At 67.3% G+C, this 14,729-nt stretch carries 17 protein-coding genes; 12 read left to right on the top strand and 5 right to left on the bottom strand.

Going from position 1 to position 14,729, the window contains the following annotated elements:
• Window positions 1-11: 11 nt before the first annotated feature.
• The 11 genes from uppS to rnhB are packed head-to-tail and all read left to right on the top strand — an operon-like array spanning window position 12 to window position 10,999.
• Entirely contained in the window at window positions 12-761 is a 750-nt protein-coding gene (gene uppS, locus METUNV1_RS06335) for a polyprenyl diphosphate synthase (RefSeq protein ID WP_008059970.1), read from the top strand.
• The gene (locus METUNV1_RS06330; RefSeq protein ID WP_008059969.1) at window positions 754-1,593 is read left to right on the top strand and encodes a phosphatidate cytidylyltransferase; all 840 of its coding nucleotides are present in this window, start codon (window positions 754-756) and stop codon (window positions 1,591-1,593) included. The genes uppS and METUNV1_RS06330 overlap by 8 nt, the downstream gene beginning before the upstream one ends.
• Entirely contained in the window at window positions 1,593-2,759 is a 1,167-nt protein-coding gene (gene ispC, locus METUNV1_RS06325; protein WP_008059967.1) for a 1-deoxy-D-xylulose-5-phosphate reductoisomerase, read from the top strand. The genes METUNV1_RS06330 and ispC overlap by 1 nt, the downstream gene beginning before the upstream one ends.
• On the top strand, window positions 2,756-4,114 hold the full coding sequence (rseP, locus tag METUNV1_RS06320; RefSeq protein ID WP_008059965.1) for an RIP metalloprotease RseP: 1,359 nt from the start codon (window positions 2,756-2,758) through the stop codon (window positions 4,112-4,114). Before ispC ends, rseP begins: the two co-directional genes overlap by 4 nt.
• Window positions 4,115-4,133: 19 nt before the next feature.
• Window positions 4,134-6,428 (top strand): outer membrane protein assembly factor BamA, encoded by a 2,295-nt coding sequence (bamA, locus tag METUNV1_RS06315; RefSeq protein WP_008059964.1) that lies wholly within the window; start codon window positions 4,134-4,136, stop codon window positions 6,426-6,428.
• 31 nt (window positions 6,429-6,459) lie between these two features.
• A complete protein-coding gene (locus tag METUNV1_RS06310; RefSeq protein WP_008059962.1) occupies window positions 6,460-6,981 on the top strand; it encodes an OmpH/Skp family outer membrane protein in 522 nt (173 codons plus the stop codon).
• A gap of 7 nt (window positions 6,982-6,988) precedes the next feature.
• Window positions 6,989-8,029, top strand: coding sequence for a UDP-3-O-(3-hydroxymyristoyl)glucosamine N-acyltransferase (gene lpxD, locus METUNV1_RS06305; protein ID WP_008059960.1), 1,041 nt, complete (start codon window positions 6,989-6,991; stop codon window positions 8,027-8,029).
• 10 nt (window positions 8,030-8,039) lie between these two features.
• The gene (fabZ, locus tag METUNV1_RS06300; protein WP_008059955.1) at window positions 8,040-8,474 is read left to right on the top strand and encodes a 3-hydroxyacyl-ACP dehydratase FabZ; all 435 of its coding nucleotides are present in this window, start codon (window positions 8,040-8,042) and stop codon (window positions 8,472-8,474) included.
• On the top strand, window positions 8,474-9,253 hold the full coding sequence (gene lpxA / locus METUNV1_RS06295; RefSeq protein ID WP_008059953.1) for an acyl-ACP--UDP-N-acetylglucosamine O-acyltransferase: 780 nt from the start codon (window positions 8,474-8,476) through the stop codon (window positions 9,251-9,253). The genes fabZ and lpxA overlap by 1 nt, the downstream gene beginning before the upstream one ends.
• A 1-nt stretch (window position 9,254) precedes the next feature.
• Window positions 9,255-10,406 carry a lipid-A-disaccharide synthase gene (lpxB, locus tag METUNV1_RS06290; protein ID WP_008059951.1) on the top strand — a complete coding sequence of 384 codons (1,152 nt, stop codon included), beginning with the start codon at window positions 9,255-9,257 and terminating at the stop codon, window positions 10,404-10,406.
• The gene (gene rnhB / locus METUNV1_RS06285) at window positions 10,403-10,999 is read left to right on the top strand and encodes a ribonuclease HII (protein WP_008059950.1); all 597 of its coding nucleotides are present in this window, start codon (window positions 10,403-10,405) and stop codon (window positions 10,997-10,999) included. The genes lpxB and rnhB overlap by 4 nt, the downstream gene beginning before the upstream one ends.
• Window positions 11,000-11,025: 26 nt before the next feature.
• Here the strand turns inward: rnhB and METUNV1_RS06280 are convergent, their stop codons facing one another.
• Genes METUNV1_RS06280 through modA form a run of 5 tightly spaced genes read right to left on the bottom strand, consistent with a single transcriptional unit; the run spans window position 11,026 to window position 14,258 of the window.
• The gene (locus METUNV1_RS06280; RefSeq protein WP_008059946.1) at window positions 11,026-11,361 is read right to left on the bottom strand and encodes a cupin domain-containing protein; all 336 of its coding nucleotides are present in this window, start codon (window positions 11,359-11,361) and stop codon (window positions 11,026-11,028) included.
• Complete coding sequence (locus METUNV1_RS06275; RefSeq protein WP_008059945.1) at window positions 11,358-11,744, bottom strand: cupin domain-containing protein; 387 nt, start codon at window positions 11,742-11,744, stop codon at window positions 11,358-11,360. Before METUNV1_RS06275 ends, METUNV1_RS06280 begins: the two co-directional genes overlap by 4 nt.
• Complete coding sequence (locus METUNV1_RS06270) at window positions 11,741-12,832, bottom strand: ABC transporter ATP-binding protein (protein WP_008059944.1); 1,092 nt, start codon at window positions 12,830-12,832, stop codon at window positions 11,741-11,743. The genes METUNV1_RS06275 and METUNV1_RS06270 overlap by 4 nt, the downstream gene beginning before the upstream one ends.
• Window positions 12,829-13,503 carry a molybdate ABC transporter permease subunit gene (modB, locus tag METUNV1_RS06265; RefSeq protein ID WP_008059938.1) on the bottom strand — a complete coding sequence of 225 codons (675 nt, stop codon included), beginning with the start codon at window positions 13,501-13,503 and terminating at the stop codon, window positions 12,829-12,831. Before modB ends, METUNV1_RS06270 begins: the two co-directional genes overlap by 4 nt.
• Window positions 13,503-14,258: a molybdate ABC transporter substrate-binding protein gene (gene modA, locus METUNV1_RS06260; protein WP_232416243.1), complete on the bottom strand. Its 756-nt coding sequence runs from the start codon at window positions 14,256-14,258 to the stop codon at window positions 13,503-13,505. The genes modB and modA overlap by 1 nt, the downstream gene beginning before the upstream one ends.
• A gap of 139 nt (window positions 14,259-14,397) precedes the next feature.
• Between modA and METUNV1_RS06255 the strand changes: the two genes are divergently transcribed.
• Window positions 14,398-14,721, top strand: coding sequence for an ArsR/SmtB family transcription factor (locus METUNV1_RS06255; protein WP_008059934.1), 324 nt, complete (start codon window positions 14,398-14,400; stop codon window positions 14,719-14,721).
• The last annotated feature ends 8 nt before the right edge of the window (window positions 14,722-14,729 follow it).

Genomic DNA, 14,729 nt, shown 5'->3' with positions numbered 1-14,729 from the left:
GTGTCCTTATCTTGTCTTCATCGAACGGCACCCGCGACATTCCGCGGCACATCGCCATCATCATGGATGGCAACGGCCGCTGGGCGAGGCGCCGCTTCATGCCGCGCGTGGCCGGTCACCGCAAGGGTGTCGAGGCGGTGCGTGCGGTGGTGTCGCGCTGTGCCGAGCTGGGTGTCAGCCACCTGACGCTGTTCGCCTTCAGTTCCGAGAACTGGCGCCGGCCGGCGGAAGAGGTCAATTTCCTGATGCAGCTTTTCGTGCGTGCCCTCGAGGACGAGGTGTCGCGCCTGCACCAGAACGGCATCCGCTTGCGTGTGATCGGCGATCTCAGCCGGTTCGAGCCGCGTCTGGTCGAGCTGATCCGCAACGCGGAGGCGACGACCGCGCAGAACACCCGCCTGAACCTCACCATCGCCGCCAACTATGGCGGTCGCTGGGACATCCTGCAGGCGATGGAGCGCATGCTGAAAGCGCGGCCGGACCATCGCGGTCCGTTCACCGAACAGGAGCTGGAACCGCACCTGTCGATGGCTTTCGCGCCGGAGCCCGACCTGTTCATCCGTACCGGCGGCGAAAAGCGCATCAGCAACTTCCTGCTGTGGCAGCTCGCCTACACCGAGCTGTATTTCACCGACAGCCTGTGGCCCGAATTCAACGGCGCCGCCATCGACGACGCGATCGCCTCCTACCAGCAGCGGGAGCGCCGTTTCGGGCGCACCAGCGAACAGGTCCAGGCCGCTTCGGCCGGCCAGCATGCTTAAGCAGCGGGTCATCACCGCCATCGTGCTGCTGGTCGGGCTGTCGGCTGCCCTCGCGCTGATGGATCTCGCCGCCTGGTCCTGGCTGGTGGCCGTCGTGCTCGGTTTCGCCGGCTGGGAATGGGCGCGGCTGGGCGGTGCCGGTCCGATGCCTGCCCGCATCGCCGGTGTGCTCGCGTTTGCGGTGGTTGCGCTCAGCGCCCAGTGGACGTTCGGCCCGGACGGCGTCCGCGCCGGCGCGGTCGGGCGCCTGACCGCGCTGCACGGCGTGGCGGTGCTGTTCTGGCTGTTCACGGTACCGGCCTGGATGTCGCGCGCCGCACGTCCGACCGCGCTGGTGCATGGCCTGACCGGTTTCATCGTGCTGCTGCCGCCGGCGCTGGCGCTGATACAGCTGCGCGCGGTCGGCGTGCTGCCGCTGCTGCTGCTGATGGCGGTGGTGTGGATTGCCGACATCGCCGCCTATTTCAGCGGCCGCGCCCTCGGCCGTCACAAGCTGGCGCCGTCGATCAGCCCGGGCAAGACCTGGGAAGGCGCATTCGGCGGTGCCGTGGCGGTTCAGGTCTACGGTTTCGCGATCCGGCCGCTGCTGGCCGACAGCGGTCTGGTGCTGCCGTCCGTCGCGGTCTGGGCGGGTGTGCTGCTGCTGCTGACCGCGGTCAGCGTCGTCGGAGATCTGTTCGAATCCATGCTCAAGCGCCAGGCCGGCATGAAGGACAGCAGCCAGCTGCTGCCCGGTCACGGCGGCGTGCTCGACCGGGTGGACAGCCTGACCGCGACGCTGCCGCTGATCGGCCTCTACCTGCTTACCCTGAATTCCGGAACACTGCACTGATGCAGAGACTGACCGTACTGGGCGCAACCGGCTCCATCGGCGTCAGCACGCTGGACGTGGTGGCCCGTCATCCGGACCGCTTTGAAATCGTCGCGCTGTCCGGCCACCGCCAGATCGAGCGGCTGGCGGATCAGTGCCTGCAGTTCGCGCCGCGTTACGCGGTGGTCGCCGATGCCGCTGCGGCGGCGCTGGTGGCCGGGCGGATCGCCGGCAAGGTGGCGACCGAAGTGCTGCACGGCGTCGAGGCACTGGAAGCCATTGCCGCGCTGCCCGAGGTCGATGCCGTGATGGCAGCCATCGTTGGCGCCGCCGGCCTGCGTCCGGCGCTCGCCGCCGCCCGTGGCGGCAAGCGCGTACTGCTGGCGAACAAGGAGGCGCTGGTCATGACCGGCGACCTCTTCATGCGCGAAGTGGCAACCCACCGCGCCACGCTGCTGCCGATCGACAGCGAGCACAACGCCGTCTTCCAGTGCCTGCCGTCCCAGCATCACCGCGGAGTGCGCCGCATCCTGCTGACCGCCTCCGGCGGGCCGTTCCGTCGCACGCCCATCGCCGATCTGGCGAATGTCACGCCGGAACAGGCCTGCGCCCATCCGAACTGGGACATGGGCCGCAAGATTTCGGTCGATTCGGCCACCATGATGAACAAGGGGCTGGAAGTGATCGAGGCGCGCTGGCTGTTCGACACGCCGGCGGACCGCATTGACGTGGTCATCCACCCGCAGAGCATCGTGCATTCCATGGTCGAGTATGTGGATGGATCGGTGCTGGCCCAGATGGGCAATCCGGACATGCGCACGCCGATCGCCCACGCGCTGGCCTGGCCGGAGCGCATCGACTCCGGCGTCAGTCCGCTCGATCTTGCGGCGTCGGCCGATCTGGTGTTCGAGCGCCCGGATTTCGAGCGTTTCCCCTGCCTCAAGCTGGCTTTTGACGCGCTGAAGGCGGGCGGCGGCACACCAGCGGTGCTGAACGCCGCCAACGAAGTGGCGGTGGCCGCCTTCCTGGAACACCGGCTCGGATTCCGTGCCATAGCCGATGTGATTGCCCATACCCTCGATCAGCTGCCGGGTCGCCCGGCCGACACCCTCGAACAGGTGTTTGCCGCCGACGCCGAAGCGCGTGCGCTGGCCACCCGCATCGTGTCGGAGCGAGCGGTCGCGTGAACCTGCCTTTCTACATCGGCGCCTTCGCACTGGCGCTGGGCATCCTGATCACCGTGCACGAACTGGGGCACTACAGCGTGGCCCGGCTGTGCGGCGTGAAGGTGCTGCGTTTCTCGATCGGCTTCGGCCGTGCGCTGTGGTCGCGCCGGGCTGGCCCTGACCAGACCGAGTGGGCGCTGGCGGTTTTTCCGCTCGGTGGCTACGTGAAGATGCTGGACGAGCGCGAGGGCGAGGTGGCCGCGCACGAACTGCACCGCGCCTTCAACAGGCAGTCCATCGGCCGCCGCTTCGCCATCGTCGCGGCCGGTCCGATCGCGAATTTCCTGCTCGCCATCGTCGTGTACTGGGGTCTGTTCATGTACGGCATGGAAGAGCCCCGTCCGCTGCTGGCGGCGCCGGCGGTCGGCACACCCGCTGCGCAGGCAGGAGTGACGGATGGTGATCTGGTGCGCAAGGTCGATGGCGAGGACATCCTGTCGTCCCAGGATCTGCGCTGGCATGTAGCCCGGGCGGCGGTGGAGCGGCGCACCCTGACGGTCGAAACCATCAACGAGGCGCACGAAATCAACGTCCGCCGGATCGATCTGTCGGGCGTCGGCGGCGATGTCGATGCCACGCTGATGGAGCGCGTCGGCCTGATGCCCTACCGGCCGCGCATGCCGACCGTGGTCGGCACGCTCACCGACGGCGGTGCCGCTGAAAAGGCGGGTGTGCGGGTCGGGGACCGGGTGCTGGCGATAGACGGCAAGCCGCTGGACGACTGGGGTGACATGGTGAAGGTCGTGCGCGAACTGGCCGGCCGGACCGTGCCGGTGCGGCTGCTGCGCGACGGCCGCGAGATCGAACTGCAGGCCGAAGTGGCCACGGTGGAAGAGGGCGGTCAGCGCTTCGGCCGGCTGGGCATCGGCCCGACCCCGGATCCGACGCTGCGCGACCGGCTGTTCGTCGAGGTGAGGCACGGCGTGCTCGATGCGCTCGGCCTGGCCGTCTCCCAGACCTGGGATACCGCCGCATTCAGCCTCAAGGCTTTCGGCCGCATGCTGACCGGCGAACTGTCGTGGCGCAACCTGAGCGGACCGGTCACCATCGCCGACTACGCAGGGCAGTCCGCGGCCATGGGGCCGACCCACTACATCAAGTTCATCGCCCTCATCAGCATCAGTCTGGGCGTGCTCAACCTGCTGCCCATCCCGCTGCTGGACGGCGGACACTTGATGTACTATACGATCGAGTTTTTGAAGGGCGGTCCGGTTTCCGAGCGGGTCATGGAAATCGGGCAACAGGTGGGTCTCGCCATCCTGCTGATGCTCATGGCGTTCGCCTTCTACAACGATATCAATCGCCTCTTCGGTTGACTGCCGGCTGAATTCCCCGATGCGCAAGTTTCTCCTGCCCGCACTGACTGCGGGCCTGCTGTCCGCTCATGCCTACGCGTTCGAACCTTTCGTCGTCCGCGACATCCGGGTCGAAGGCATCCAGCGCACCGAAGCGGGTACGGTGTTCAACTACCTGCCGGTCCGCGTCGGCGAAAGCTTCAACGACGAGAAGGCGGCCCAGGCGATCAAGGCGCTGTTCGCCACCGGCTTCTTCAAGGACGTGCGCATCGAGGCCGAAGGCGACGTGCTGGTGGTGGTGATCGAAGAGCGACCGGCCATCGCCTCGCTCGACTTCACCGGCATGAAGGAGTTCGACAAGGAAGCGATCAAGAAGGGCCTGCGCGAAGTGGGTCTGGCCGAATCGCGCATCTTCGACCGCGCGGTGCTCGAACGCGCCGAGCAGGAACTGAAGCGTCAGTACCTGTCGCGCGGCCGCTATTCGGTCGAGGTCAAGACCACGGTGACGCCGCTGGAGCGCAACCGGGTCGCCATCAGCTTCCAGGTCGACGAGGGCGAAGTCGCCAAGATCCGCCAGATCAACATCGTGGGCGCCAATGCGTTCAAGGAAAAGGATCTGCTCAAGCTGATCACGCTGACCACGCCGAACTGGCTCAGCTGGTACACCAAGAACGACCAGTACTCGAAGCAGAAGCTCGGCGCCGACGTCGAAACCCTGCGCAGCTGGTATCTGGACCGCGGCTATCTCGAATTCAACGTCGATTCGACCCAGGTGTCGATCACGCCGGACAAGCAGGACATCTACATCACCATTTCGATCACCGAGGGCGAGAAGTACACCATCTCGGGCGTCAAGATGTCGGGTGACCTGCTGCTGCCTGAAGCGGAACTGCGCAAGCTGGTCAAGCTCAGGACCGGCGAAGAGTTCTCGCGCAAGAACCTGACAGACACCACCAAGGCGATCAACGACCGCCTGGCCAACGAAGGCTATGCCTTCGCCAATGTGAATGCGGTACCCGAGCCGGACAAGGACAAGCGTACGGTGGCCTTCACCGTGTTCGTCGATCCGGGCCGTCGTGTCTACGTGCGCCGGATCAACGTGGTCGGCAACAGCAAGACCGCCGACCAGGTGATCCGCCGTGAATTCCGCCAGATGGAAGGTGCCTGGTACGACGGCGAGAAGATCAACCGCTCGCGTACCCGGGTTGACCGCCTGGGCTATTTCGACGCCGCGACCATCGAAACGCCGGCGGTGCCCGGCAGTACCGACCAGGTCGACGTGAACATCACGGTGAAGGAAAAGCCGACCGGCAACCTGATGTTCGGTGCCGGTTTCTCCAGTTCGGAAAGCCTCATCCTGTCGACCTCGGTGTCGCAGCAGAACCTGTTCGGCAGCGGCAAGTCGCTGTCGCTGAGTCTGAACAGCGGCAGCATCAACAAGACCTATGCGCTGTCCTTCACCGACCCGTACTACACGCCGGATGGCATTTCCCGCGGTTTCGACCTGTATCTGCGCAACGTCGATCCGACCCGTCTGAACATCGGCAACTACCGCACGTCGTCCATCGGTGCCGGTCTGCGCTGGGGCTTCCCGATCCGTGAGGACGACCGGATCAACTTCGGTCTGGCGGTCGACCAGACCTCGATCGACACCTTTGCCGACAGCCCGCTGCGCTACAAGAACTTCGTGAACGAGTTCGGCGACACCAACACCTCGCTGGTGAGCACCATAGGCTGGGGCCGCGACACCCGGGACAGCTTCATCTACCCGACCCGCGGCTCGGTCCAGCGGGTTAACGGTGAGGTGTCGGTACCGCCGGGCGACCTGCGCTACATGAAGGCCTCTTACCAGCACCAGACGTATTTCCCGCTGTGGGGCGATTTCGTGCTGATGCTGAATGGCGAACTGGGTTACGGCCGCGGCTATGGCGGCAAGCCGCTGCCCTTCTACAAGAACTACTACGTGGGCGGCATCGGTTCGGTGCGCGGTTTCGAAACCGCGTCGATCGGCCAGCGCGACCGCGACGCGAACGGCAATCTGCTGCGCACGACCATCGGCGGCGACCGCAAGCTGGTCATGAACGCGGAAGTGCTGTTCCCCTTCCCCGGCATGGGGCAGGACAAGACGCTGCGCCTGGGCACCTTCTTTGATGCCGGCAACGTGTGGGCCGACGGCCAGAGCCTGAGCGTCAGCGATTTGCGCTATAGTGCCGGCCTTTCCGTGGCGTGGAGTTCACCCATGGGTCCGCTGAAGTTCAGCATTGCACAGCCCCTGAACAAGGAACCGACCGATCGTCTGCAGCGCTTCCAGTTCCAGATGGGTAATGTGTTCTGATCGCAACACGCACCGAATGAACAGGTCGAGTATGTCCGTACGCTCCGCACTTCTTGCCGCACTGTCTTCGCTGGCGCTTCTGGCGGCCGCCCCGGCTCACGCGGAAAACGACGTGAAGATCGGTTTTGTCGACACCGAACGCATCCTGCGCGAGGCGGCGCCGGCCGTGCGTGCCCAGAAGAAGCTCGAAAAGGAATTCGAGAAGCGCAGCCAGGAACTGGAGCGCATGGCCAAGCAGCTGCAGTCGATGCAGCAGAACATGGAAAAGAATGCGGTCACGCTGTCAGACAGCGACCGCCGCGCCAAGGAGCGCGAGTTCAGCGAACTGACGCGCGACATGCAGCGCAAGGAACGCGAATACCGCGAAGACCTGAACCAGCGCCGCAACGAGGAACTGTCGGGCGTGCTGGACAAGGCGAACAAGGCGATCAAGGTGATCGCCGAGGCCGAGAAGTACGACATCATCTTCCAGGAAGTGGTCTATCGCAGCGCGCGCATCGACATCACCGAAAAGGTGCTGAAAGCGCTCGCGGACCCTCCCGCAACCAAGTAAGGCATCCATGGCAGCCCGACTTGGCGACATCGTCGCCCGTCTGGGCGGCGAACTGCATGGCGACGCCGACCTGATGGTCGAGCAGGTCGCACCGCTGGACAGCGCCGGCCCGGCCCACATTTCCTTCCTGTCCAACCCGAAGTACCGCCCCGCGCTGGCCACCAGCACGGCCGGGGTGGTGATCGTGCCACCGAAGGACGGCGAAGGCCTGGAACGCACCCATATCCGGGTGCGCAATCCCTATCTGTACTTCGCTCGGGTGGCCCAGCTGCTCAATCCGGACTCGCGGCCTGCGGCCGGCGTGGACCCGATGGCCAGCGTGCATCCGGGGGCGCGCATCCACCCGACGGCCCATGTCGCAGCCGGCGCGGTCGTGGGCGAGGGCGCCGACATCGGTGCCGAGGTGGTGGTCGGCGCCGGTTCGGTGGTGGGTGAGGGCGTGCGCATCGGCGCGGGCAGCCGGCTGCATGCGCGCGTGGTCATCTATCCGCACTGCGTGGTGGGCGAGCGCTGCATCCTGCATTCCGGCGCGGTGATCGGGGCCGATGGCTTCGGTTTCGCACGCGAGGGCGACGGCAGCTGGGTCAAGATTCCGCAGATCGGCCGCGTGCTGATCGGCAACGACGTCGAGATCGGCGCCAATACCACGGTGGACCGCGGCGCGCTCGAAGACACGGTGATCGAGGACGGGGTGAAGCTCGACAACCTCATACAGATCGCCCACAACGTGCGCATCGGCGAACACACCGCGATGGCGGCCTGCTCCGGCGTCGCCGGCAGCACCACCATAGGCAAGCGCTGCATGATCGGTGGCTCGGCCAACATCATGGGCCACATCGACATCGTGGACGACGTGGTGGTGTCCGCGGTGTCCTTCGCCACCAAGTCCATCCCGGAAGCCGGTGTCTATACCGGCTCGGTGCCGTCGATGGAACACAGGGAATGGACGCGCAACTATTCGCGCCTGCGCCACCTCGACTCGATGGCTGACCGCATCAAGGCGCTCGAGCAACAACTTGCAACGCTGCAAGGCAACAAGGAAGACTGAATTGAAATCGATGGACATCCACGCGGTACTGAAGTCGCTGCCGCACCGCTTTCCCTTCCTGCTGGTCGACCGCGTGCTCGAAGTCGAGCCGGGCAAGCACATCCGCGCGCTGAAGAACGTCACCATCAACGAGCCCTTCTTCCCCGGCCACTTCCCGAACCACCCGGTCATGCCGGGCGTGCTCATCGTCGAGGCGCTGGCCCAGACGGCCGCCATCCTGTCTTTCGAGACGCTGGGCACGACGCCGGACGCCGATTCGGTCTACTACCTCTGCGGCGTGGACAACACCCGCTTCAAGAAGCCGGTCATGGCGGGCGACCAGCTCGTTCTGGAAGTGGAACTGCTGAAGCACTCGCGCGGCATCTGGAAGTACCAGGCCCGTGCCCGGGTGGACGGCGGCGTGGTGGCCGAAACCGAACTGCTGTGCGCGGTGCGCCCGACCTGATGGCTGCGCAGATTCATCCGACCGCGATTGTCGATCCGGCGGCGCGCATCGCCGACGGCGTCGAGATCGGTGCTTACAGCGTGATCGGCCCGAATGTAGAGATCGGCGCCGGCACCCGGGTGCACCCGCACGTGGTGATCCAGGGCCATACCCGCATCGGCAGCGACAACGTGTTCCATCCGTTCTGCTCGATCGGCGGCGATCCGCAGGACAAGAAGTACGCCAACGAGCCGACCCAGCTCGTCATCGGTGACCGCAACACCGTGCGCGAATACGTGACGATGAACTGCGGCACCGTGCAGGACGGTGGCGTCACCCGCCTGGGCGACGACAACTGGCTGATGGCCTATGTTCACGTGGCGCACGACTGCCAGGTCGGCAGTCACACCATCATGGCCAACAACACCGCGCTCGCCGGCCACGTCCATGTGGGCGACTGGGCCATCCTTGGCGGCTTCACCGGCGTGCACCAGTTCGTGCGCGTGGGTGCGCACAGCTTCTGCGGCGTGCATTCGAGCGTGCTGCAGGACGTGCCGCCCTTCGTGCTGGCCAATGGCGTGCCGGCGGCGCCGCACGGCATCAACAGCGAAGGCCTGCGCCGCCGCGGCTACAGCAGCGAAGCCATCATGGCGATCAAGCGCGCGTACAAGACGCTTTACCGCGAAGGCCTGAAGCTGGACGACGCGAAAGCGGTCATCGCCGAGGCTGCCAGAACCACGCCGGAAGTGGCGCTGCTGTCCAATTTCCTGGAAGCCGGCGGACGCGGCATCATCCGCTGACATGGCCGACCGCATCACGGTGGCCATGGTCGCCGGCGAAGCGTCGGGCGACCAGCTGGCCGCGCATCTGATCAAGGCCCTGCAGGCCGTCCGCCCCGACATCGATTTCGTCGGCATCGGCGGCCCGCGCATGGAAGCCGCCGGCTTCAAGGCCTGGTGGCCGTCGGAAAAGCTGGCGGTGCGCGGCTATTTCGAAGTGCTGAAGCATTACCGCGAACTGTCGGGCATACGCCGCAGCCTGCTCAGCCGTCTGCTCAAGGACAGGCCGGCTGCCTTCATCGGCATCGATGCGCCGGATTTCAGCCTGTGGCTGGAAAAGCGCCTCAAGGATGCCGGCGTGCCGGCCATCCACTACGTGAGCCCGTCGATCTGGGCCTGGCGCGGCGGGCGGATCAAGGGCATCGCACGCAGCGTGTCGCGCATGCTGTGCCTGTTCCCGTTCGAACCGGCGATCTACGAAAAGGCCGGCGTGCCGGTCAGCTATGTCGGCCACCCTTTCGCCGACGAAATTTCACCCGAACCGCAGCGCTTCGCGGCGCGCGAGCGGCTGGCACTGCCGGTCGATGCGCGCATCGTTGCGCTGCTGCCGGGCAGCCGCCAGTCCGAACTGCAGTACAACGCGCACGCCTGGATCGGTGCCGCCCAGTTGCTGCACCGGCGCCATCCGGACCTGCGCTTCCTGGTGCCGCTGACCACGCGCGAAACCCGCCAGCAATTTGAACAGGCGCTGTGGGACTGTCAGGCCAACGATCTGCCGCTGTCCATCCTGTTCGGCCACGCGCGTGACGCGCTGATGGCCTGCGACGTGGCGCTGGTCGCCAGCGGTACCGCCACGCTGGAAGCCGCGCTGTGCCGCGCGCCGCATGTGGTGGCCTATCGCATCCACCGGCTGAGCTATCTGCTGATGAAGCGCATGGCCTATCAGCCCTGGGTGGGTCTGCCCAACATTCTGGCCGGCCGGTCTCTGGTGCCCGAACTGCTGCAGCACGATGCCACGCCGGAAAAGCTGGCCGACGCGCTGGACGCGCTGCTCGGCGACCCGGTCGCGCGCAGTGCGCAGATCGAGGAATTCGAGCGCATCCACCACACGCTGCGCCAGGGCACGGCCGCGCGCGCGGCACAGGCCATCCTGCCGCATCTGCCGCCGGCATGAGCGGCGCCGTGCTGCGGCAGGCCGGCGTCGACGAAGCGGGCAGGGGGCCGCTGTGCGGTCCGGTCTATGCCGCCGCCGTCATCCTCGATCCGGCGCGACCGATACCCGGGCTGAACGATTCCAAGAAGCTGTCCGAGAAGAAGCGCGAGGCGCTGGCGCCGCTGATACGCGAGCGGGCGCTGGCGTGGGCGGTGGGCATCGCGACGGTGGAGGAAATCGACCGGCTGAACATCCTGCACGCCACTTTTCTCGCGATGCGGCGGGCGGTGGAGGGACTGGCGGTGCGGCCGGACGAGGCGCTGATCGACGGCAACCGCGTGCCGCCCGGCCTCATCGTGCCGGCGCGCGCCATCGTCGGCGGCGACGCGTCGGAAGCGGCCATTTCGGCGGCGTCCATCCTGGCCAAGACCGGCCGCGATCACGAAATGCTGCAGTGGGCCGAACGGTATCCGCAGTACGGCATCGCGAAGCACAAGGGCTATCCGACTGCCGAACATCTGGCGGCGCTGCGGGCGCATGGCCCGTCGCCCATCCATCGCCGCAGCTTCGCACCGGTTGCTCAGTGCGCGCTCGATTTCGGCCAGACGGACTGACTCCGCTGGCCCCGGTTGCGGCGGATTCAGACGGTCGCGGCCGGGAGATGCACGGCCAGCCAGACCGACACCTGTTCCGGGTCGGTGGCCTCCACCCGATGGCGCGCACGCGCCGGAATGAACACCCAGTCGCCCGGGCGCAACATGCGCGGCGCCGCCTCGTCCGCCAGCCTCAGCTGCGCGCTGCCTGACAGCAGCACCACCCATTCGTCGTCCGGCTGCTCGTACCAGAAGCCGGGCGGGCTGCACTGGCCGGTGGATACGATGCGCTCGATCCTTACCCCGGCACCCGCGTGCAGTTGTTCGAAGTGTTCGTCCGCTTCCGGTGCCGACGGCAGCCCTGCGAACAGATTGCCGCTCATGGCGCGGCGTCCAGCAGTTCGGTGTCCTCGTGCGCGTACGCCGGGCTGCAGCAGCACAGCAGGGTCAGCGGCGCCTCACCCAGCGTTTCGATGCAGTGCGCCGCGCCCGGCGGAATCAGCACGGTGTCGCCCGGCCCGACCTCGAATCTGCGTTCGCTCAGCGTCATCAGGCCGCGCCCTGCGGTCACGTGGTACAGCTCTTCGGTCAATCCATGCCGGTGCAGCAGCGTGCGGGTACCCGGCGGCACGGTGGCTTCGGCCAGGCTCTGCGCACGGCCGCCGTGCTGCTGCGGGTGCATCAGTTCGCGGATGATCGAACCGTCCTTGGTCACATAGGCCGGAATGTCCGCGTAGCGGGTGTGGGGCGTGCAAGGCGTGTTCATGGGGCGGCATCGTCGCACAGCGGCACGATGTCGGCACTGCGCAGGCACAGCGTCACGTCGGCGTCGCGGCTTACCGCATGACGACGGATCGCGCGGGTCGGCAGGCGCAGTTGCAGCGGCGCGTCGGCCAGCCCGGCGGGCTGTACCCGCACTACCGCTTCGCCGCCCAGTTCGACCACCTCCCGCACTCGCGCCGGCACCGCGTTTTCCAGATCGCTGTTCCACGCCCGGTCGGCGTGCGCCAGCAGCACGTTGGACGGCAGCACCGCCCAGCGCAGCAGGCCGTCCGGCAGCGCCGGATCGAGTGCGGCCACACGCAGGCGGTGCGGACCCCAGTGCAGCAGCCGTTCGCCGCCGCCCTCGCGCGTCAGCCGGCCCTCGAACACGTTCGGAATGTCGAGCAGCCGCGCGGCGGACACGCTGCGCGGCCGGTTGAGCACGTCGGCCGCCGGCCCGGCCTGCAGCAGCCGGCCGTGCCGCACCAGACACAGGTGGTCGGCCAGCTGGGCCGCCTCGTCCAGATCGTGGGTCACCAGCACGACGGTGTTGCGCAGCTGTTCGTGCAGCCGCCGCAGTTCCAGGTAGAGGCGCTTGCGGGTGCTGCGGTCGACCGCCGAAAAAGGTTCGTCCAGCAGCAGCACCCTCGGCGCGCGGGCGATCGCGCGGGCCAGCGCCACCCGCTGCTTCTGGCCGCCGGACAGCTCGTGCGGCCGCCGGTGTTCCAGCCCGCCAACGTGGGCCAGCGCCAGCACTTCGAGCGCGCGGGTGCGGCGTTCGGCGGCCGGCAGATGGGTGAGCGACATTTCGACGTTGCCGAGCGCGCTCAGGTGCGGAAACAGCGCGTAGTGCTGGGACACCAGACCGATGCTGCGCGCGCGGGTGGGCAGGCGGACGCCTGCCCCGTCCCAGTGTTCGCTCTCCAGCGTGACGCGGGCTTCGCGCACCGGCAGCAGGCCGGCGATCGCGCGCAGGATGGAGGTCTTGCCGCTGCCCGACGGGCCGAGCAGGGCGGTGATGCGACCGCGCGGCAGATCGGCGCGGAAGTCGAGCGGCGGGCCGTCGTGGCGCAGGTCGAGCGACAGGCTCATGCGCTGCGCCGCCTGCGCATCAGGCGCTCCACCAGGCCGTAGCTCACCGCCATCGTGACCAGCGAAATGACGAGCAGCAGCGCCGCCATGGCGCCAGCCGATGCGTGGTCGAAGGACTGGGTGCGGTCGTAGATGGAAATCGCCACCGTCTGGGTTTCGCCCGGAATGTTGCCGCCCACCATCAGCACCACGCCGAATTCGCCCAGCGTGTGGGCGAAGGTGAGCACCGCGGCGGACAGCAGGCCGGGCCAGGCCAGCGGCAGTTCGATGCGCCACAACGCCTGCCAGCGGGTCAGGCCGCAGCATTGCGCCGCTTCGCGCAGATCGGGCGAGATCGATTCGAAGGCGCGCTGCACCGGCTGTACCGCGAACGGAACGTTCACCAGCACCGAGGCGAACACCAGCCCGCCGAAACTAAAGGCCAGCGCATGGCCGACCACCGCCTCGAACAGACGGCCGAGCGCGCTCTGGTTGCCCATGGCCACCAGCAGGTAGTAGCCGACCACGGTGGGTGGCAGCACCAGCGGCAGCGCCAGCAGGCCTTCGATCCAGGGCTTGAAGCGGGTGCGGGTGACCGCCAGCCAGCGGCCCAGCAGCACCGCCAGCGGCAGCAGCACTAGCAGCGTCACGCCGGCCAGCCGGGCCGACAAGGCGATCGCGGTCCCGTCCATCAGGGCGCGGACGCTTCAGGCCGCGTGAAACCGTGGCGGGCGAGCAGATCGCGTCCCGCCGGGCTGCGCAGCCAGTCGTGAAAGGCGCGCGCGGTGGCACCGGCACCTTTGAGCAGCACCATGCGCTGGCGCAGCGGCTCGTCGGCATGCCATTCGGCCGGCAGGGGCACGAAACGTCCCTGACGGGCGATGTCCGGTGCACGCGACAGCGACAGCGGCACGATGCCGCCCTGGCTGGAGCCGGAGGCCGCGAACTGCATGGCCTGGGCGGCGTTCTCGCCCAGCACCAGACGCGGCTCGATCGCGGTCCACAGGCCAGCGTGCCGCAGCACCGAACGGGCGGCGCGGCCGTAGGGCGCGTGTTCCGGGTTGGCGATGGCGAAGCGGCGCAGCCGGCCGTCGGTCAGCGCCGCGCGCAGGTCTTCCAGCGTCGGGTCCGGCTTCAGCGGCGAGCGCTCGGGCACGAAAAGCACCAGACGGCCGATCGCGTACTGCGTGCCGCGGTCCAGCGTGCGGCCCGCGTCGGCCAGCCGGAACACGAAGGCCTCGTCCGCCGACAGGAACAGTTCGAACGGCGCACCGTTCTCGATCTGCTGCGTGAAATTGCCGGACGAGCCGAAGCTGAGCCGGACCTTCTGCCCGCTGTCGCGCTCGAACTGCGTGGCCGCTTCGCTCAGCGCGAACTTGAGATCGGCCGCCGCAGCCACCGCAGGCGGTTCGGCCGCGCGGATGCTACCGAAGCACAGCGTCAGCACAACAAGAACAAGCGGGAGCGGAAGCAGACGACGGCGCATATGAAGTTCACTTCTGAATACAGGAGCAAGGGTAGCCGATTTCGCTTTCCGCAGTTTCCCGGCGCTTGCGTCCGGAATACATTTCAACAATAATTGAATTATGGAAGAACAGGACATCATCCGCGCACTCGGGGCGCTGGCGCACGACATCCGGCTGCGGGTATTCCGCGCGCTGGTGGTGGCCGGCCCCGAAGGCATGACGCCTGGCCGGCTGGGGGAGGCGCTGACGGTCGCACCGACCACGCTGTCCTTCCATCTGAAAGAGCTGTGCAACGCCGGCCTGCTGCTGCAGGCGCGCAGCGGCCGCAACCTGATCTACCGCGCCGACTACGCGCGCATGGGCGCACTGATGGCCTATCTGACCGAGAACTGCTGCGCCGGCGACGCCTGCGCAGTCACCCCGCCTTCCTGCACGAACTGCTGACCGGAGAC

The sequence above is a fragment of the Methyloversatilis universalis FAM5 genome (assembly GCF_000214035.2).
GTDB classification, from domain to species: domain Bacteria; phylum Pseudomonadota; class Gammaproteobacteria; order Burkholderiales; family Rhodocyclaceae; genus Methyloversatilis; species Methyloversatilis universalis.
The sequence above is the reverse complement of the archived record's forward strand: the minus strand, read 5'-3'. Positions and strand labels throughout refer to the sequence as shown.